Genomic DNA, 17,460 nt, shown 5'->3' on the forward strand with positions numbered 1-17,460 from the left:
CACCCGAACCCAACCAAGGAGCAGCCATGGTCTTCCGGAACGTGATCGTCTGCCACATGGTCCCCGGCAGCGACAAGATCGTCGGGGACGTCTTCGGCCACTACGACCAGGCCACCCGACCCCAGGACCTCGGGGTCATCGGGCGCATCCTGCTGTCCCACCACGACCTCTACATCCACGTCATCGAGCGCGAGCAGGACCCGCGGATCTCCGGCCAGACCCGGGGGCTGCCCGCGTTCCAGAAGATCGCCGAGGCCATCGGCCCGTACGTGACGCCGTACCCGCGCTACTGGAAGAACCCGTCCGACTCGGTGGCCAAGGAGTTCTACCACTGGGCCCCGGAGGGGGAGCCGCCCGCCGACACCACGCTGACCGTGATCGTCGGGCGGATCAAGCCCGGCGCCGAACCGGACGTGGCCCGGGTCTTCGCCGAGTCCGACGCCGGTTCGCTGCCGACCGAGCTGGGCGTCACCGGGCGCTGGCTCTACTCGATCGACGACGTCTACGTGCACCTGCTCGAACAGGAGACGTCGGCGGCCGAGGCGACCCGGAACAACCACGACGCGAAGCCGGTCTTCGCGAAGGTGATGCAGGACCTGGCGCCCTACGTGAGCCCGTACCGGCCGGAGGAGTGGCACGGTCCGCAGGACTCGGTGGCCACCGTGTTCTACCGCTGGCAGGCCGAGGACTGAGCGGCGCGGCGGGGGCGTTCGAGGGCGCCCCCGCCGCCCGCTATCGTCGGCCTCTCCGGACGGCGTCGGGCCGCGCCGGGTGAGGCGTGAACAGGCGGTGGCCGGTGTCCCGAGCACGCGGATTCGTCCCACCGGCGCTGCTGGTCCTGGTCCTCGGCGCCCTGGTGGCCTCCGGCATCCGGCCGTACGACCGGCTGACCTGGCTGCTGGAGACGGTCTGGGTGCTCGTCGGCGTGCCCCTGGTGCTGGTCACCTGGCGCCGGTTCCCACTGACCACGCTGCTCTGCTGCCTGCTCGCCGCGCACGCGCTGATCCTCGTGGTCGGCGGCCACTACAGCTACGCGCGCACGCCGGTCGGCGACTGGGCGCGGGAGGCGTTCCACCTGTCCCGCAACCCGTACGACCGGCTGGGCCACTTCGCCCAGGGCTTCGTGCCGGCGATCCTGGTGCGCGAGATCCTGGTCCGCCGGTCGCCGCTGCGCGGCAGCCGCTGGCTCGCCCCGCTGGTGGTCTGCGCCTGCCTGGCGTTCAGCGCCCTCTTCGAGATGATCGAGTGGTGGGCGGCGCTGGCCGGCGGGTCGGCGGCCGACGACTTCCTCGCCACCCAGGGCGACGTCTGGGACACCCAGTGGGACATGTTCCTGGCGCTGCTCGGCGCGATCACCTCGCTGGCGCTGCTCAGCCGCCTGCACGACCGCCAGGTGCCGGCCCCCGCGCCGGGCGCCGCCGCCGATGTCCCGGCGACCCGGACCCGCCTGTCCCCGTAACCCTGAGCGAGGGCTCACTCGTCGCCGACGGTCTCCGTCTCGCCGTCGTGCTGGAAGCGGGCGGGCAGGTGCTCGTCGGGCTGCGGGGCCTCCGCCAGGTTGTGGTGGGGGTCCCCGTCCGCGGAGTACAGGACGTCGTCGGTCTTCTTGCTCTTCTCCTGGTCCTCTTCCGGCTGCGTCACGTCCGCTCCTCGCCAGGTGCCGTCGGTGACCGCCCGCCGGCGGCGGGACGGTCCGGTCCGATTCCCACCCTAGGCGCGGCGGCGGGCGGTGGTAGGCGAATGCCGGCGCGGCCCGCCGCCCGGGCGGGCTCGGGTGAAAAGCGCCCGCCGCCAGCGGTGATGCGACAGGGTGGTGCTGCGGACGGCCCGCGCGGGGCCGCCGCGGGGTGCCGTCGGCGGTACGGGGGTGACGGGTGCCGACGAAGCAGATCATCCAGCACATCGGCACGCTCCTGGACCTGGCCGGGGTGCTGGTCATCGCGGTCGGCGTCGCGGTCGCCACGGTCGTCTTCGGGCTGCGCTCGTGGCGTAGCCGGCAGGTCGTCGTGCACTACCGGTCGTACCGGCAGGGGGTGGGGCGGGCCATCCTGCTCGGCCTGGAACTCCTCGTCGCCGGGGACATCATCCGGACCGTGGCGGTGTCGCCCACCTTCACGAGCGTCGGGGTGCTGGCGCTGATCGTGCTGGTCCGGACGTTCCTCAGCGTCTCGCTGCAGGTGGAGCTGGACGGCCGCTGGCCCTGGCAGGGCAAGGGGCCGATCGGCGGCTCCCCGGTGTCGGCCCGACCGGAGCGCTGAGGGGCGAAACGGAGGTCAGATGTTGGCGGAGTCGGCCGGCACCCCGCCGGGCAGCGACGGCGCGCCGCCTCCCGGCTGCTGGCCCCGGCCGCGCAGCCCGAGGGTGTACGCGGTCATCGACAGGGACCCGTACGCGTACCCGTCGACCAGCACCTCGGGGCGGTCCCCGGCGGCGCCGGCCAGCCCGGCCAGGTAGAGCAGCGGGATGAAGTGGTCCGGGGTCGGTACGGCGAGGTCGAAGTCCCGGTGCCCGTCCAGCCGGGCCGCCTCGGTCGGCGCGTCCTGGACCGTCTCCCGGGCGGCGTCGTCGAAGCGGCGCGCCCAGTCGAAGCCCTCATCGGTCAGCCGCGGGTCGACGCCGCCCAGGTTGTGCACCACGTTGCCGCTGGCCACCACCAGCACGCCGCGCTCGCGCAGCGGGGCGAGCCGGGCGCCGAGGTCGAGGTGGTAGTCGAACGGCTTGAACGCGTTGATGCTCAGCTGCACCACCGGGATGTCGGCGTCGGGGAACGCGTGGGTGAGCACCGACCAGGTGCCGTGGTCGATGCCCCACGAGTCCAGGTCGGCGCCGACCCAGGTGGGGTGCACCACGTCGCTGATCTCCTCGGCCAGCTCGGGCAGCCCGGGCGCCGGGTAGCGGACGTCGAAGAGTTGCCGCGGGAAGCCGTAGAAGTCGTGGATGGTGCGTGGCCGGGGCATCGCGGTGACCGCGGTGGCGCCGATGTACCAGTGCGCGGAGACCACCAGGATGGCCCGGGGCCGGGGCACCGAGCGGCCGAACTCCCGCCAGGCGGCGGTGTAGCGGTTGACCTCCAGGGCGTTCATCGGGTTGCCGTGCCCGAAGAACGCCGCCGGCAGCACCGTCTGGGTGTTCTGCTCGCTCATCTCGCTCCCGCGGCTCGGCCGTGCCCCGAGGCTAACCCGCGGGCCCCTCGCGGGTAGGGACACCGGGCCGGCCCGGACCGGGAAGTTGGTAGATACCCCCTAGGGGTATATGGTGGCGGCGGAGGTGGAGTTCGGATGGACCACGAACACGGGCATCACGGCGCGGACCACGACACGCACGGGGGCCACAACACGCACGCCGGGCACGACAAGCACGCCGGGCACGACCCCGAGCAGTTCCGCCGCAAGTTCTGGCTGAGCCTGGCGCTGACCGTGCCGATCGTGCTGACCAGCCACATGGTCATGGACTGGCTCGGCTACTCGATCGACCTCCCGGGCGTCCGCTGGGTCGGCCCGGTGCTGGGCACCGTCGTCTTCTTCTACGGCGGCTGGCCGTTCCTGGTCGGCGGCGTCCGCGAGGTGCGCGACCGGGCGCCGGGCATGATGCTGCTGATCTCGATGGCGATCACGGTCGCGTACCTGGCGTCGGTGGCCACCAGCCTCGGCCTGTTCGACCTGGACTTCTGGTGGGAGCTGGCCGCCCTGGTCACCATCATGCTGCTCGGTCACTGGCAGGAGATGAAGGCGATCGGGCAGGCCCAGGGTGCGCTCGCCGCGCTCGCCGCCCTGCTGCCCGACGACGCCGAACGCCTCGACGACTCCGGCGCCGCGCACCGGGTGCCGGTGGCCGACCTGCGGGTCGGCGACCTGGTGCTGGTGCGCTCCGGCGGCCGGGTCCCCGCCGACGGCCGGATCGTCGACGGGGCCGCCGAGCTGGACGAGTCGATGATCACCGGGGAGTCCCGCCCGGTGCCGCGCGCCGCCGGGGACCGGGTGGTCGCCGGGACCGTGGCCACCGACTCGGCCCTGCGGGTACGCGTCGACGCCGTCGGCGAGGACACCGCGCTCGCCGGCATCGGCCGTCTCGTCGCCCAGGCGCAGTCCTCCGGCGGCCGCGCCCAGGCGCTCGCCGACCGGTTCGCCGCGTTGCTGTTCTACGTCGCGGCCCTCGCCGGCCTGGCCACCTTCGCGGCCTGGCTGCTGCTCGGCGACACCGACCAGGCCGTGGTCCGGACCGTGACGGTGCTGGTGATCGCCTGCCCGCACGCCCTCGGTCTGGCCATCCCGCTGGTCGTGGCGCTCTCCACGGCGCTCTCCGCCCGGGCCGGCATCCTGGTGAAGGACCGGCTGGCCCTGGAACGGATGCGCACCGTCGACGCGGTGCTGTTCGACAAGACCGGCACCCTCACCAAGGGGCGGCACACCCTGACCGGGGTGGCCGCCACCGGCGGGCTGGACCACGACGGCGCGCTGCGCCTCGCCGGCGCGGTCGAGGCGGACAGCGAGCACCCGCTCGCCCGGGCCCTGGTCACCGCCGCACAGGACCGGGGCCTGCGGGCGTCCGCCCGGGACTTCCGCTCGCTGACCGGCCGGGGCGTACGCGCCACGGTGGACGGCGACGACTGGGCGGTGGGCGGGCCGGCCCTGCTCCGCGAGCTGGACACCGGCGCGCCCGCCGAGCTGACCCGGGCGGCGGAGGGCTGGACCCGGCGGGGCGCCGCGGTGCTGCACCTGGTCCGGCTGCCCGAGGCCGGCCGCCCGGAGGTGGTCGGCGCGTTCGCGCTGGAGGACGAGGTGCGCCCCGAGGCGCGCGCGGCCATCGCCGAACTGCGCGAGCAGGGAGTCAAGAAGATCGTGATGATCACCGGGGACGCCCGGCCGGTGGCCGAGGCGGTCGCCGCCGACCTGGGCTTCCGCCCCGGCGTGGACGAGGTCTTCGCCGAGGTCCTCCCGGCCGACAAGGACAAGGCGGTCACCGAACTCCAGTCCCGCGGGCTCACCGTGGCGATGGTCGGCGACGGGGTCAACGACGCCCCGGCCCTGGCCCGCGCCGACGTGGGCGTGGCCATCGGCGCCGGCACCGACGTGGCGATCGAGTCCGCCGGGGTGGTGCTGGCCGGCTCCGACCCGCGCGGGGTCACCGGCGTGATCCGGCTGTCCCGGGCGTCGTACCGGAAGATGCGCCAGAACCTGGCCTGGGCGGCCGGCTACAACGTGGTGGCCATCCCGCTCGCCGCCGGGGTGCTGGCCTGGGCGGGGGTGGCGCTCAGCCCGGCGGTGGCGGCGGTGCTGATGTCCGCGTCCACCATCGTGGTGGCGCTCAACGCCCAGCTGCTCCGCCGGGTCCGGCTCACCCCGACGGACGACTAGGCCCACCGCAGCTACGGCCGGTACGACCCCTCGATCCTGGCGGATGCGGGGGGTTGTGCCGCTTCACACCCGCACCTGCGAACCGTTAGGGTGGCTGCGTGACGGTGTTCCGGATCGGCGAGGCCGCCGAACTGCTCGGGGTCAGCGCGGACACGGTCCGCCGCTGGATCGACGCCGGGCGGCTGCCCGCCATCCGTGACGAGCACGGCCACCGGGTGCTCGACGGCGCCGACCTGGCCGCGTTCGTCCGCGCCCCGGGCCACCCCGAGCTCTCCTCGGCCCGCAACCGGCTGCGCGGCATCGTCACGGCCGTCGTCAAGGACACCGTGATGGCCCAGGTCGACATCCAGGCCGGGCCGTTCCGGATCGTGTCGCTGATGAGCCGCGAGGCGGTCGACGACCTCGACCTCCAGGTCGGCTCGGTGGCCGTCGCCGTGATCAAGTCGACCACCGTCGTGGTGGAGCGCGCGCCCGCGCCGAAGGGGAGAACGAACCCGTGACCACCCGGTGGATCCGCGCCGCCCTGGCCGGGCTGGCCGCGTTGACCCTGTCCGCCACCGGCTGCGGTGGCGGCGCCGACGACGAGGCGCCCGGCGGCACGGTGACCGTCTTCGCCGCCGCCTCGCTCACCGAGCCCTTCACGAAGCTCGGCAGGGACTACGAGGCGGCACACCCCGGCACCCGGGTCGTCTTCAACTTCGCCGGCAGCTCGGCGCTCGCCACGCAGGTCACCCAGGGCGCGCCGGCCGACGTGTTCGCGGCCGCCTCGCCGGCCACCATGACGACCGTCACCGACGCGGGCGACGCCGCCGGGACACCGGCCGTCCTGGCCCGCAACCAGCTCGTCATCGCCGTACCGAAGGGCAATCCGGACCGGGTCGCGGGCCTGGCCGACCTGGCCCGGCCCGGGATGAAGGTGGCGCTCTGCGCCGAGCAGGTGCCGTGCGGCGCGGCGGCGAAGGCCGCTCTCGCCGCGGCCGGCGTGCGGCTCACCCCGGCCACCCTGGAGCAGGACGTCAAGGGTGCCCTCGCGAAGATGAAGCTGGGCGAGGTCGACGCGGCGCTGGTCTACCGCACCGACGTGCGTGGCGCCGCCGAAGCGCTGGACGCCGTCGAGTTCCCCGAGTCCGCCCGGGCCGTCAACGACTACCCGATCGTGGTCCTGAAGCACGCCGGCAACCCGGCCGGGGCCCGCGCCTTCGTCGACCACGTCCGCTCCGACGCCGGCCTGGCGGTGCTCACCGCCGCCGGGTTCCAGGCCCCGCCGAGCCGGTGAGCCGACCTCCACGCCGCCGGCAGCGGGTGCCGCTGGCGCTGCTGCTCCCCGCCGGGCTCGGGTTGCTCTTCCTCGTCCTGCCGCTGGCCGGGCTGCTGGTCCGGGCGCCCTGGACCACGCTGCCCCGGCGGCTGGCCCAGCCCGGCGTGCTCACCGCGCTGCGGCTCTCCCTGGAGACCGCGACCGCCGCCACGCTGCTCTGCGTCGCGCTCGGCGTACCCCTGGCCTGGCTGCTGGCCCGGGTTCGGTTCCCCGGCCGGCGGTTGGTCCGCGCGCTGGTCACCGTGCCCCTGGTGCTGCCGCCGGTGGTCGGCGGGGTGGCGCTGCTGCTGGTCTTCGGCCGACGCGGGCTGCTCGGGTCCTGGCTGGACGCCACCTTCGGCGTCACCCTGCCGTTCACCACCGCCGGCGTGGTGCTGGCGGAGGCGTTCGTGGCCATGCCGTTCCTCGTCATCGCCGTGGAGGGCGCGCTGCGCGGCGCCGACTCCCGCTACGAGGAGGCGGCGGCCACCCTGGGCGCCGGGCGCTGGACCACCTTCACCCGGGTGACCCTGCCGCTGGTCGCGCCCGGGGTCGCGGCCGGAGCGGTGCTCTGCTGGGCCCGCGCGCTCGGCGAGTTCGGCGCCACCATCACCTTCGCCGGCAACTATCCGGGGCGGACCCAGACCATGCCGCTCGCCGTCTACCTGGCGCTGGAGACCGACGTGCAGGCCGCCATCGTGCTGAGCCTCATCCTGCTCACCGTCTCCGTGGCCATCCTGGCCGGGCTGCGGGACCGCTGGGTCGGCACGGCGTGACCGGCACGCCCCTGCTCGACGCGCACCTGGTCGCCGACCGGGGCGCGTTCCACCTCGACGTGCGGTTGTCCATCGGTGCCGGGGAGGTGGTGGCGCTGCTCGGCCCGAACGGGGCCGGCAAGACCACCGCCCTGCGGGCCCTCGCCGGGCTGCACCCCCTCAGCGCCGGGCACCTCACCCTCGGCGGCGCCGACCTCGACCGCCCCGACCGGCGGGTGTGGACCCCGCCCGAGCGACGCCCGGTCGGCGTGGTGTTCCAGGACTACCTGCTCTTCCCGCACCTCAGCGCACTGGACAACGTGGCGTTCGGGCCGCGCCGCCGGGGCGCCGACCGGCGGGCCGCCCGGGCCCGCGCGCAGGGCTGGCTCGACCGGGTCGGCCTGGGCGGGCAGGCCCGGCACCGGCCGCGCCAGCTCTCCGGCGGCCAGGCCCAGCGGGTCGCCCTGGCCCGCGCGCTCGCCGTCGAGCCCACCCTGCTGCTGCTCGACGAGCCGCTCGCCGCGCTCGACGCCCGGACCCGGCTGGACACCCGCGCCGAACTCCAGCACCACCTCGGCGCGCACCCCGGCGCCACCCTGCTGGTCACCCACGACCCGCTGGACGCCCTCGTGCTCGCCGACCGGCTGGTCATCGTCGAGCAGGGACGGGTGGTCCAGGAGGGCGACGCGGCGACCGTCACGGCCCGCCCCCGCACCGACTACGTGGCCCGCCTGGTCGGGCTCAACCTGCACCGCGGGCACGCCGACGGGCACGCCGTGACGGTCGGCGGACTCACGCTCACCACGGCGGACACCGTGCGGGGCGAGGCGTTCGTGGCCTTCCCGCCCGCCGCCGTCGCGCTGCACCCGGCGCGCCCGGACGGCAGCCCGCGCAACGTCTGGCCGGCCACCGTGACCGGTGTGCAGCGGCACGGCGACAACCTGCGCGTCCAGCTCGCCGGGCCGGTCGACGTGGCCGCCGACGTCACCCCCGCCGCGGCCGCCCACCTCGGGCTGCGCCCCGGCCAGCCGCTCTGGGCGGCGGTCAAGGCCGCGGAGACCAGGGCATACCCGGCGTGACGTACGCCGCTGGCCGGTCCACCCGGGCCGGTGGGAGGTTTGACGTCGGCCCGCCCGGTCACTGAAGAGGGGGAGCGATCACGAAGGGGGAACGTGGTGCCTGAGACGACACGGTTCCGGTCCAGTCAGGACGTCATCCTGCCGGACGACGTCACCGACCCGCTGCTGTGGCGGGCCGCGTACGACGTGGCCGCCGCGCACCAGCCCGACCCGACGGGACGCTGCACCAGCCTGCTGTGCGCCGGGCGGAGCGCGCCCTGCGAGCCGCTGGACAACGCCCGCCGGGCGATGCGGCTGGCCCGCGGCCGGGCGCGGCGCGCCGAGTTCCGCGAGACGTCCGGCCGGAGCGTCCGCGACCGGCGCCGGGCGGCCTGAGCCGGCCGGCGGCGCGGCACCACCTCAGTGCTCGGGGGAGAAGGCGGCGAGGAAGCGGTCGCGGAAGCTGTCCATCCGCCACACCGGGGCCTGCGGGCCGGGGCGCAGCCCGTCCTGCCAGCCCCAGTCGGCGACCCGGTCCAGCACGGCCGGGTCCTTCGCCACGATGGTGATCGGCACGTCGCGGCCGGCGCCCTCGCCGGTCACCGAGGCCGCCGGCTGGTGGTCACCGAGAATGACCAGCACCAGGTCGTCCCCGCCGTGGGTCAGCACGTACGACACCAGCGTGCCGATGCTGTACTCGATGGAGTGCGCGTAGTCGGCGCGGATCTGGCCGGCGTCCCGCTGCAGCACGTCCTGGCTGCCGCCGGTCCGGATGGACGCCGTGTGGAAGATGGTGCCGTCGCCGACCGCGGCCCAGGGCACCGGCTTCGGGATGGCCGACCAGGGGGAGTGGCTGGACACCAGCGGGATCTCCGCCATCAGCGGGGCGTGCGGCCGGTCCCGCTCCAGCCGCTGGAAGGTGGCCAGCGTGTACTGGTCGGGCATCGGCGCGTAGCTGAACTTCGGGCCCCGGTAGGCCAGCTTCTCGGCGTCGTAGTACCGGTCGTAGCCGAAGAACTTCCCCTCCGGCCAGGGCTGGGTGGCGGCGGGGAACACGCCGACGGTCTGCCAGCCGGCCCGGTGGAACACGCCGCCCAGGGTGAGCCGGTTCCCGGCCAGCAGGTCCCGGTGCCGCTGGTCGTTGTCGATCCACAGCCCGGAGAGCAGGGTGGCGTGGGCCAGCCAGCTGCCACCGCCGAAGGTGGGCGAGGTGAGGAAGCCGCTGCGGGCGTCGTAGCCGGCCGCCCGCAGCCGGCGGTAGCCGTCGTCGAGCACCGCGTTCACCCCCGGCGCGAGCGCCGGGTCCTCCACGGCGTCCCGGCCGTAGCTCTCCACGAACGTGACCAGCACGTCCTTGCCGCGCAGCCCGGTCAGCAGCCGGTCGCCGGGCACGTCCCGGTACGCGTCGGTCGTCATCTCCCCGGCGAACGCCGCCCGGTCGCGCAGGCCGGCCCGCACCTGGCCGACGTGCGACGCCACCAGGGTGGTGGCCGTCCGGTCGGCGACCGGCACGCCGGCGGTGAGGCGCACCCCGAACAGGGCGCAGCCCAGCCACAGCACGGCCAGCGCGGCGAGTACCCGTACCGCGCCGGTGCGGTGCCGCGCCAGGCGCCGGGCCAGCCGCCGCGCCGCGAGCGCCAGGAGCACCGGCAGGCCGGCCACCAGCAGCACCACCCCGACCGCCGCGGCGACGGCGGCGGCCCGGCCGTTCGAGTCGGCCAGGTAGCCGTAGCCGTCGTCGAACAGCCGCCAGTCGAGCAGCACGTCGAACGGCCGGTCCCGGGCCACGAAGAACCCCGTGTCCAGCAGCTTGACCACGGCCAGCAGGCCCAGCACGAGGCCGAGCGCCACGGCGACCGGCCGGCGGGCCCGGTCCGGCAGGACGAGCAGCAGCGCCACCGCGACCAGCGCCTCCACCGGGATCCGCAGCACCGCGCCCGGCCCCGACCCGGCCAGCCGGTCCGGCGCGACCAGCGCCGCCACCACGAGCAGCGCGGCCAGCCCGGTGAGGATCCCGGCCGCGACCCGACGGGTACGCGAGGCCGGCCGCCCCGGAGCGGCGGGCCGCGCCGCGCCGCCGGGTGGGGTGGCGTCCTCGTCCGGCGCCGGCGGGGACGCCGCGGAGTCCAGGGCGGGGGTGGCCGGTCCGACCGGCCGGCGGAGACGGATACGCAGTGACACGGGGGCGTCCTTCGGCGAGGGGGAGGGGAGGGTCAGGCCGGCTGGTGGGCGACGACGCGGACGGCCACCGGCACCGGACGCGCCGGCGGGTCCGCCGGCCGTGCGCCGACCGGATCACGGGCATGGACGGTCGTGCGCCGGACCGCACCGGCCGGGGCGGGGCCGGCCACCCACGCGGGAAGGTCGGCCGGCCCGGTGCCGGCGGCCCAGGACGGGACGGCGCCCGTGCCGGACCGAGCCGGCCCGATGCCCGGGAGCGCCGTCGCGGCGGGTCGGAGGCCCAGCGTGGGCAGCGCGGTCGCGACGGGTGTGGCGCCGGGCCGGGCCGCCGGGACGACCTCGACGACCGGGGTGGGCCGGGCCGCCGGGGCGAGCGGGCGGCGCCGCCACAGCCAGGTGACGTCGCGGGCGAACGACTCGACCAGCAGGACCAGCGCCCCGGCGACCAGCGCACCGGTGGCCGCCGGCGGCAACAGCCCGCTGGCCGCCACCGCCAGCACCACGCCCTGCGCCGCCGCCACCACCTTGCGCCAGAACCGGGGCGGCAGCGTGCCGCCCATCCAGGGCAGCGGCCAGCTCGCCGCCACGAAGGCGTACCGCATCCCGCCGATGACCAGGACCCACGCCCCGACGGACGGGGCCAGGTGCACGCTGAGCACCAGGAGCAGGAAGGAATCGACCTCCATGTCGAAGCGGGCGCCCAGCGCGCTCACCGTGCCGGTCCGCCGGGCCACCTGGCCGTCCACCGCGTCCAGCGCCAGCGCCACCGCGGTGAGCGGGACCAGCACGGCCACCGGCGCCGGCCCGCCGACGACCAGGGCGAGCACCCCGCCGACCAGCAGCGCGCGGGTCAGCGTCACCCGGTCGGCCGGGCCGAGCCGGTCCGCGCCGGCCGCCCGCAGGCCGCGCCGGAGCAACCCGCAGAGCACCCCGGCGTACGCCAGGCCGGCCAGCCAGCCCGCCACGCCGAGACCCACCGTGCCGGCGAGCCCGGCCAGCAGGACGAACTGCACGATCAGCCCGACCAAGGGGCCATTCCGAACCGTGGACACCCTGCCTCCGTGTCTATGATCGACAACCCATGTCAGTCATCACGGGAAATTCGGCCGTCCGGTTCGGTCCGGATGCGGAAAAGAGGAGAATTCGTGACCGGTGAGGCTCGCGCCTTCTGGCTCCGCGCCCCCGGGCAGGGTGAGCTGCGCCCGGTCGCCCTCGCCCCGCCCGGCCCCGGCGAGGTGCTGGTCCGCGCCCGCTACTCCGGCGTCAGCCGGGGCACCGAGACCCTCGTCTTCACCGGCCGGGTCCCCGCCGACCAGCACGCCGCCATGCGTGCCCCGTTCCAGGAGGGCGACTTTCCGGCCCCGGTGAAGTACGGCTACCTGAGCGTCGGCACCGTCGAGGCGGGCCCGGCGGAGCTGCGCGGGCGTACCGTCTTCTGCCTGCACCCGCACCAGACCGCGTACGTGGTGCCGGCCGACGCCGTGGTGGTCGTACCCGATCAGGTGCCGGCGCCCCGCGCGGTGCTGGCCGGCACCGTGGAAACCGCCGTGAACGCCCTCTGGGACGCCGCGCCGCTGGTCGGCGACCGGGTCACCGTGGTCGGCGGCGGCATGGTCGGCTGCTGCGTGGCCGCCGTGTTGGCCCGCTTCCCCGGGGTCCGCGTCGAGCTGGTCGACGCCGACCCGGCGCGGGCGGCGGTGGCCGCGGCGCTCGGCGTCGACTTCGCGCTGCCCGCCGACGCGGCCGGCGACCGGGACCTCGTGGTGCACGCCAGCGCCACCGCCGACGGGCTGCAACGCGCCCTGGAGCTGCTCCGCCCGGAGCGCACCGTGCTGGAGCTGAGCTGGTACGGCGACCGCCCGGTCACCCTCGCCCTGGGCGGGGCGTTCCACTCGAGGCGGCTCGGCATCCGCAGCAGCCAGGTGGGCACCGTGTCCCCCCGGCGCGCCGACCGCAGCTACGCCGACCGGCTGGCGGTGGCCCTGGACCTGCTCGCCGACCCCGCGTTCGACGCCCTGCTCACCGGCCGGTCCCGCTTCGCCGACCTGCCCGACGTGCTGGACCGGCTCGCCTCGGGCCGGCTCCCCGCGCTCTGCCACCTCATCACCTACGACGAGGAGTGACCATGTTCAGCGTCACCGTCCGGGACCACATGATGGTCGCCCACAGTTTCCGCGGCGAGGTGTTCGGCCCGGCCCAGCGGCTGCACGGCGCGACCTTCGTCGTCGACGCCACCTTCCGCCGGCCGGAGCTGGACGCCGACGGGATCGTGGTCGACATCGGCCTGGCCACCGAGCAGCTCAAGACGGTGCTCGGCGCGCTCACCTACCGCAACCTGGACGACGAGCCGGACTTCGCCGGGGTGAACACCACCACCGAGGTGCTGGCCCGGACGGTGGCCGACCGGCTGGCCGAGGCGGTGCACGCCGGGCTGCTCGGCGAGGGGGCACGCGGCCTCGCCGGGATCACCGTCACCCTGCACGAGTCGCACGTGGCCTGGGCCAGCTACGAGCGGTCACTGTGACCGGATGACGGCCGTGCACGTGGTGCTGCCGGGCGACATCGACGATCCGGCGAGCCCCAGCGGCGGCAACGGATACGACCGCCGCGCCTGCCATGAGCTGGCCGCGCTCGGCTGGACGGTGCGGGAACACCCGGTGCCGGGCGGCTGGCCGCGGCCGACGCCGGCGGATCGGGCCGTGCTGACCGGCGTGCTCGCCGCGCTGCCCGACGGCGCGGCCGTGCTGCTCGACGGGCTGGTCGCGTCGACCGTGCCCGAGGTGCTGGCCCCGCACGCCCGGCGGCTGCGCCTCGTGGTGCTGGTGCACCTGCCGCTGGAGGACGATGTCGAGGGCCGGGCCCTCGCCGCGGCGACGGCAGTGGTCACCACCAGCGAGTGGACCCGCGACCGGCTGCTCGACCGCTACCGGCTCGCCGCCGACCGGGTGTCGGTGGCCCCGCCCGGGGTGGACCCGGCGCCGGTCGCCCCCGGCTCGCCGGAGGGTGCCCGGCTGCTCTGCGTCGCGGCGGTCACCCCGCTCAAGGGGCACGACGTGCTCGCCGGCGCCCTGCACCGGGTCGCCGACCTGCCCTGGACCTGCGACTGGGTCGGCCCGCTCACCCGCGACCCGGACTTCGTGGCGCTGCTGCGCCGGCAGCTCACCGACACCGGCCTGGCCGACCGGGTCCGGCTGGCCGGCCCGCTGACCGGGGCCGACCTGGCCGCCGCGTACGCCGTCGCCGACCTGCTGGTGCTGCCGTCCCGCCGGGAGACCTACGGGATGGTGGTCACCGAGGCGCTCGCCCGGGGCGTACCGGTGCTGGCGAGCGACACCGGCGGCCTGCCCGGGACGCTCGGGCGCACCCCGGAGGGCGACCCGCCCGGCCTGCTGGTGCCCCCGGCGGACGCGGCCGCGCTGGCCGGCGCGCTGCGCCACTGGCTCACCGACCCGGACCTGCGGGACCGGCTGCGCCGCGCCGCCCGGCGGCGGCGGGACACCCTCAGCGGCTGGCCGCTCACCGCGGACCGGCTGGCCGCAGCCCTCAAGGAGGCCACGGCGGCATGACCACCTCGCTACTTCCCCCCGACTTCGCGGACTGGCTGCGGCTGCGCGAACCCGCCGACGCGGCCGCCCGCTCGACCGAACTGCTCGACGTGGTCCGCGGCCGGCTGCCCGCCGACCGGCCGCTGGTCGTGCACGACCTGGGCAGCGGCACCGGCTCGATGGCCCGCTGGCTCGCCCCGCGGCTGCCCGGCCCGCAGCGCTGGGTGCTGCACGAACGCGACGCCGACCTGCTGGCGCTGGCCGCCGCCGGGCACTCCGTCACCGCCGACGGCAGCCCGGTCACCGTGCTGGCCCGCGGCTCCGACATCACCCGGCTGGGCGCCGCCGACCTGGCCGACGCCCACCTGGTCACCGCCTCGGCGCTGCTGGACATGCTCACCGCCGGGGAGGTCGAGCGGATCGTCGCGGCCTGCGCCGGCCACCTCACCCTGTTCGCCATCACCGTGCTGGGCCGGGTGCGCTTCACCCCCGCCGACCCGCTCGACGCCGAGTTCGAGGCCGCGTTCAACGCCCACCAGCGGCGGACCGCCGCCGGCCGTGCCCTGCTCGGCCCGGACGCCGTGGACGTCACGGTGGCGGCCTTCCGCCGCCGGGGCGTACCGGTGCGGGTCCGGTCCAGCCCGTGGCGTCTCGGCCCGGAGCAGGCCGCGTTGACCGCCGAGTGGCTGGTGGGCTGGCTCGACGCGGCCGTCGAGGAGCGGCCGGAGCTGGGCGGCGCGGTCGGGGCGTACCGGGAGCGGCGGCTCGCCCAGGTGGCGGACGGCCGGCTGCGGGTGGTGCTGGACCACGCCGACCTGCTCGCCGGATGAACCGGACCGGCCGGCGGCACGTGACAACAGATGGACCGAGGGAGGACCACACTTGTCACACGCCGCCGTCGCCGGGCCCGTCCCGGCCGCCGCGTCCGTGCCCGCCCGGTCGTTCTGGGTCTGGGCCCGGCCGGTCGCCGGGATCGCCGTGCTCGCCGCGCTGGTCTGGTCGGTGGGCACCGGCCCGTTCCTGGCCGGACTGCGGCTGATCGACGCGCCGGCGCTCGCCGCCGCACTCGGCATCGGCGCGATCACCACGGTCTGCTGCGCCTGGCGCTGGTCGCTGGTCGCCGGCGGGCTGGGCGTACGGCTGCCGCTGCGGGCCGCCGTCGCGCACTGCTACCGGGCCGTCTTCCTCAACTCCACCCTGCCCGGCGGGGTGCTCGGCGACGTGCACCGGGCGGTCCGGCACGGCCGGGACGCCGGGGACGTGGCCCGGGGCGTCCGCGCCGTGGTCTGGGAACGCACCGCCGGCCAGGTGGTCCAGCTGGTCATCGCGGTGGCCGTGCTGGCGGCGCTGCCGTCCCCGGTCCGGCCGTACCTGCCGGCGGTGGCCGTCGGCCTGGCGGCCGTCGCGCTGGCGCTGGCGCTGGCCGCCCGGGCGGTGCCCCGCTCCGGGGCGTCCCGCTGGGCCCGCGCGGCGCGCACCGCCGTCGCCGACGTCCGGGCCGGGCTGCTCGCCCGGCGCACCTGGCTGGGCGTGGTGACGGCCTCGGCCGTGGTGGTCGCCGGCCACCTGGCCACCTTCGTGGTGGCGGCGCGCACCGCCGGCGCCGACGCGCCGCTGTCCCGGCTGGTGCCGCTGACCCTGCTGGCCCTGCTCGCCATGGGGCTGCCGACCAACGTGGGCGGGTTCGGGCCGCGCGAGGGGGTCGCCGCCTGGGCGTTCGCCGCGGCCGGTCTCACCGCCGCGCAGGGCGTGGCGACCGGCACGGTTTACGGGGCGCTGGTCCTGGTGGCCAGCCTGCCGGGCGCCGCGGTGCTGCTGATCCACAGGCGTCCGGCCGCCGAGCCCGGCGACTGTCGGTGATCCCGCCTACGGTGAGGGTGCGAGGTGTGCGTTGCCGGTGCGTCCCGGCAGCCCGGACTGAGGAGAAGCATGGACGAAACTCTGCCCCCCGCGACGGTCCGGACCCAGGTCACGGTCCCCCTGCGGTTCCCGGACGGCTACGTGACCACCGCCCGGGTGCACTCCTTCCACGGGCTGGTCGACGGCCGGGAGCACCTCGCGATCGGGCTCGGTGAGCGGCGGGAGTCGGACGGCGCGCCGCCGCTGGTCCGCCCGCACAGCGAGTGCCTCACCGGGGACGTGTTCGGCAGCCAGCGCTGCGACTGCGGCCCGCAGCTGCGCGAGGCGGTCGAGCGGATCGCCGAGGCCGGCGGCTACCTGCTCTACCTGCGCCAGGAGGGCCGGGGCATCGGCCTCTACGCCAAGCTCGACGCGTACGCCCTGCAGGACGGCGGCCTGGACACCTACGAGGCCAACGTGGCGCTCGGCCGGGGCCCCGACGAGCGCGACTACACGGTGGCCGCGCAGATGCTCGCCGCGCTGGGCGTGACCCGGGTGGCCCTGCTCAGCAACAACCCGGACAAGGCCGCCCAGCTGGAGCGGCTGGGCGTCACGGTGGTCGACCGGGTGCTCACCGGCGTGCACCTGTCCCCGGCGAACGCGGGCTACCTGGCGGCCAAGGTGACCCGCGCCGACCATGCCCTCGACCTGCCGTTCGTGCCGTGACCAGCCGGCCGTACGTGCTGCTCAGCTGCGCGATGTCGATCGACGGCTACATCGACGACGCGACGGCCGAGCGGCTGCTGCTCTCCAACGACGCCGACCTGGACCGGATCGACGCGGTCCGGGCCGGCTGTGACGCGATCATGGTGGGCGCCGCGACGGTCCGCCGCGACGACCCCCGGCTGCTGGTGCGCAGCGAGCGGCGGCGGGCCGAGCGGGTGGCGCGTGGCCTGCCGGCGTGCCCCGTGAAGGTCACCGTCACGGCCAGCGGCGATCTCGACCCGACGGCCCGGTTCTTCACGATGGGCGACGGGCCGAAGCTGGTCTACTGCCCGGGCGGCGTGGCGGAGAAGACCCGGGAGCGGGTGGGCGCGGTGGCCACCGTGGTCGACACGGCCGACCCGGTCACCCCCGGGGCGGTCCTCGCCGACCTGGCCGGGCGCGGCGTCGGCCGGTTGATGGTGGAGGGCGGTGGCACGCTGCACTGCCAGTTCCTCACCGCCGGTGTCGCCGACGAGCTGCACCTGGTGGTCGCGCCGTTCTTCGTGGGTGACCGCCGGGCGCCCCGGTTCGTCGGGGACGGCCGCTTCCCGTGGCATCCGGGCCGCCGGGCCCGGGTCGTCGAGGTCCGCCAGATCGGCGACGTGGTCCTCACCCGCTACGCCCTCTCCGACCGCTGCGAGGTGTAGCGGCGCGCCCGGACCGGTG

At 76.1% G+C, this 17,460-nt stretch carries 19 protein-coding genes and 1 pseudogene; 16 read left to right on the top strand and 4 right to left on the bottom strand.

The window, feature by feature from the left end; translation table 11 throughout:
• Positions 1 to 26: 26 nt before the first annotated feature.
• Together NFX44_RS22475 and NFX44_RS22480 are read left to right on the top strand one after the other, a co-directional pair.
• Positions 27 to 692, top strand: coding sequence for a TcmI family type II polyketide cyclase (locus tag NFX44_RS22475; protein ID WP_262285560.1), 666 nt, complete (start codon positions 27 to 29; stop codon positions 690 to 692).
• A gap of 104 nt (positions 693 to 796) precedes the next feature.
• A complete protein-coding gene (locus tag NFX44_RS22480; protein ID WP_262285561.1) occupies positions 797 to 1,459 on the top strand; it encodes a DUF2238 domain-containing protein in 663 nt (220 codons plus the stop codon).
• Positions 1,460 to 1,473: 14 nt separating this feature from the next.
• On the opposite strand, the gene NFX44_RS22485 is transcribed toward NFX44_RS22480, so the two are convergent.
• Positions 1,474 to 1,641, bottom strand: a complete 168-nt coding sequence (locus NFX44_RS22485; RefSeq protein ID WP_262285562.1) for a hypothetical protein — start codon at positions 1,639 to 1,641, stop codon at positions 1,474 to 1,476.
• Positions 1,642 to 1,874: 233 nt separating this feature from the next.
• On the opposite strand from NFX44_RS22485, the gene NFX44_RS22490 reads away from it, so the two are divergent.
• Positions 1,875 to 2,258 carry a DUF1622 domain-containing protein gene (locus NFX44_RS22490; protein ID WP_262285563.1) on the top strand — a complete coding sequence of 128 codons (384 nt, stop codon included), beginning with the start codon at positions 1,875 to 1,877 and terminating at the stop codon, positions 2,256 to 2,258.
• Positions 2,259 to 2,273: 15 nt separating this feature from the next.
• On the opposite strand, the gene ygiD is transcribed toward NFX44_RS22490, so the two are convergent.
• Complete coding sequence (ygiD, locus tag NFX44_RS22495; protein WP_262285564.1) at positions 2,274 to 3,143, bottom strand: 4,5-DOPA dioxygenase extradiol; 870 nt, start codon at positions 3,141 to 3,143, stop codon at positions 2,274 to 2,276.
• Positions 3,144 to 3,278: 135 nt separating this feature from the next.
• On the opposite strand from ygiD, the gene NFX44_RS22500 reads away from it, so the two are divergent.
• The 6 genes from NFX44_RS22500 to NFX44_RS22525 all read left to right on the top strand — a co-directional run bounded on the left by NFX44_RS22500 (position 3,279) and on the right by NFX44_RS22525 (position 8,860).
• Positions 3,279 to 5,354, top strand: a complete 2,076-nt coding sequence (locus NFX44_RS22500) for a heavy metal translocating P-type ATPase (protein WP_262285565.1) — start codon at positions 3,279 to 3,281, stop codon at positions 5,352 to 5,354.
• 98 nt (positions 5,355 to 5,452) lie between these two features.
• A complete protein-coding gene (locus NFX44_RS22505) occupies positions 5,453 to 5,854 on the top strand; it encodes a molybdopterin-binding protein (protein ID WP_262285566.1) in 402 nt (133 codons plus the stop codon).
• Positions 5,851 to 6,630 (top strand): molybdate ABC transporter substrate-binding protein, encoded by a 780-nt coding sequence (gene modA / locus NFX44_RS22510; protein ID WP_262285567.1) that lies wholly within the window; start codon positions 5,851 to 5,853, stop codon positions 6,628 to 6,630. The genes NFX44_RS22505 and modA overlap by 4 nt, the downstream gene beginning before the upstream one ends.
• A complete protein-coding gene (locus NFX44_RS22515; RefSeq protein WP_262285568.1) occupies positions 6,627 to 7,427 on the top strand; it encodes an ABC transporter permease in 801 nt (266 codons plus the stop codon). Before modA ends, NFX44_RS22515 begins: the two co-directional genes overlap by 4 nt.
• A complete protein-coding gene (locus NFX44_RS22520) occupies positions 7,409 to 8,485 on the top strand; it encodes an ABC transporter ATP-binding protein (RefSeq protein ID WP_262285724.1) in 1,077 nt (358 codons plus the stop codon). Before NFX44_RS22515 ends, NFX44_RS22520 begins: the two co-directional genes overlap by 19 nt.
• Before the next feature lie 96 nt (positions 8,486 to 8,581).
• Entirely contained in the window at positions 8,582 to 8,860 is a 279-nt protein-coding gene (locus NFX44_RS22525) for a hypothetical protein (protein ID WP_262285569.1), read from the top strand.
• A gap of 24 nt (positions 8,861 to 8,884) precedes the next feature.
• Here NFX44_RS22525 and NFX44_RS22530 read toward each other — a convergent pair whose 3' ends face one another.
• Both NFX44_RS22530 and NFX44_RS22535 read right to left on the bottom strand, forming a co-directional pair.
• Entirely contained in the window at positions 8,885 to 10,645 is a 1,761-nt protein-coding gene (locus tag NFX44_RS22530; protein ID WP_262285570.1) for a sulfatase-like hydrolase/transferase, read from the bottom strand.
• A 251-nt stretch (positions 10,646 to 10,896) separates the two neighbouring features.
• A pseudogene (locus NFX44_RS22535) lies at positions 10,897 to 11,697 on the bottom strand (CDP-alcohol phosphatidyltransferase family protein); the annotation flags it as partial.
• Positions 11,698 to 11,790: 93 nt separating this feature from the next.
• Between NFX44_RS22535 and NFX44_RS22540 the strand changes: the two are divergent.
• The 7 genes from NFX44_RS22540 to NFX44_RS22570 all read left to right on the top strand — a co-directional run bounded on the left by NFX44_RS22540 (position 11,791) and on the right by NFX44_RS22570 (position 17,441).
• The gene (locus NFX44_RS22540) at positions 11,791 to 12,768 is read left to right on the top strand and encodes a zinc-binding alcohol dehydrogenase (protein WP_262285571.1); all 978 of its coding nucleotides are present in this window, start codon (positions 11,791 to 11,793) and stop codon (positions 12,766 to 12,768) included.
• Positions 12,769 to 12,770: 2 nt separating this feature from the next.
• Complete coding sequence (locus NFX44_RS22545; RefSeq protein WP_262285572.1) at positions 12,771 to 13,169, top strand: 6-carboxytetrahydropterin synthase; 399 nt, start codon at positions 12,771 to 12,773, stop codon at positions 13,167 to 13,169.
• Between the two features lie 4 nt (positions 13,170 to 13,173).
• On the top strand, positions 13,174 to 14,211 hold the full coding sequence (locus tag NFX44_RS22550; RefSeq protein WP_262285573.1) for a glycosyltransferase family 4 protein: 1,038 nt from the start codon (positions 13,174 to 13,176) through the stop codon (positions 14,209 to 14,211).
• Positions 14,208 to 15,020 (top strand): SAM-dependent methyltransferase, encoded by an 813-nt coding sequence (locus NFX44_RS22555; protein WP_262285574.1) that lies wholly within the window; start codon positions 14,208 to 14,210, stop codon positions 15,018 to 15,020. The genes NFX44_RS22550 and NFX44_RS22555 overlap by 4 nt, the downstream gene beginning before the upstream one ends.
• A 97-nt stretch (positions 15,021 to 15,117) precedes the next feature.
• Positions 15,118 to 16,050, top strand: a complete 933-nt coding sequence (locus tag NFX44_RS22560; RefSeq protein ID WP_262285725.1) for a flippase-like domain-containing protein — start codon at positions 15,118 to 15,120, stop codon at positions 16,048 to 16,050.
• Positions 16,051 to 16,119: 69 nt separating this feature from the next.
• Entirely contained in the window at positions 16,120 to 16,755 is a 636-nt protein-coding gene (ribA, locus tag NFX44_RS22565; RefSeq protein ID WP_262285575.1) for a GTP cyclohydrolase II, read from the top strand.
• On the top strand, positions 16,752 to 17,441 hold the full coding sequence (locus tag NFX44_RS22570) for a dihydrofolate reductase family protein (RefSeq protein WP_262285576.1): 690 nt from the start codon (positions 16,752 to 16,754) through the stop codon (positions 17,439 to 17,441). The genes ribA and NFX44_RS22570 overlap by 4 nt, the downstream gene beginning before the upstream one ends.
• Positions 17,442 to 17,460: the final 19 nt, after the last annotated feature.

Origin of the sequence: Micromonospora sp. MA102 (assembly GCF_025460765.1) — a bacterium.
GTDB lineage: Bacteria > Actinomycetota > Actinomycetes > Mycobacteriales > Micromonosporaceae > Micromonospora > Micromonospora halotolerans.

Coding starts and splice junctions, on each gene's coding strand:
- ygiD (WP_262285564.1), bottom strand. CDS start 3,143: ATGAGCGAGCAGAACACCCAGACGGTGCTGCCGGCGGCGTTCTTCGGG.
- NFX44_RS22550 (WP_262285573.1), top strand. CDS start 13,174: ATGACGGCCGTGCACGTGGTGCTGCCGGGCGACATCGACGATCCGGCG.
- NFX44_RS22500 (WP_262285565.1), top strand. CDS start 3,279: ATGGACCACGAACACGGGCATCACGGCGCGGACCACGACACGCACGGG.
- ribA (WP_262285575.1), top strand. CDS start 16,120: ATGGACGAAACTCTGCCCCCCGCGACGGTCCGGACCCAGGTCACGGTC.
- NFX44_RS22545 (WP_262285572.1), top strand. CDS start 12,771: ATGTTCAGCGTCACCGTCCGGGACCACATGATGGTCGCCCACAGTTTC.
- NFX44_RS22475 (WP_262285560.1), top strand. CDS start 27: ATGGTCTTCCGGAACGTGATCGTCTGCCACATGGTCCCCGGCAGCGAC.
- NFX44_RS22555 (WP_262285574.1), top strand. CDS start 14,208: ATGACCACCTCGCTACTTCCCCCCGACTTCGCGGACTGGCTGCGGCTG.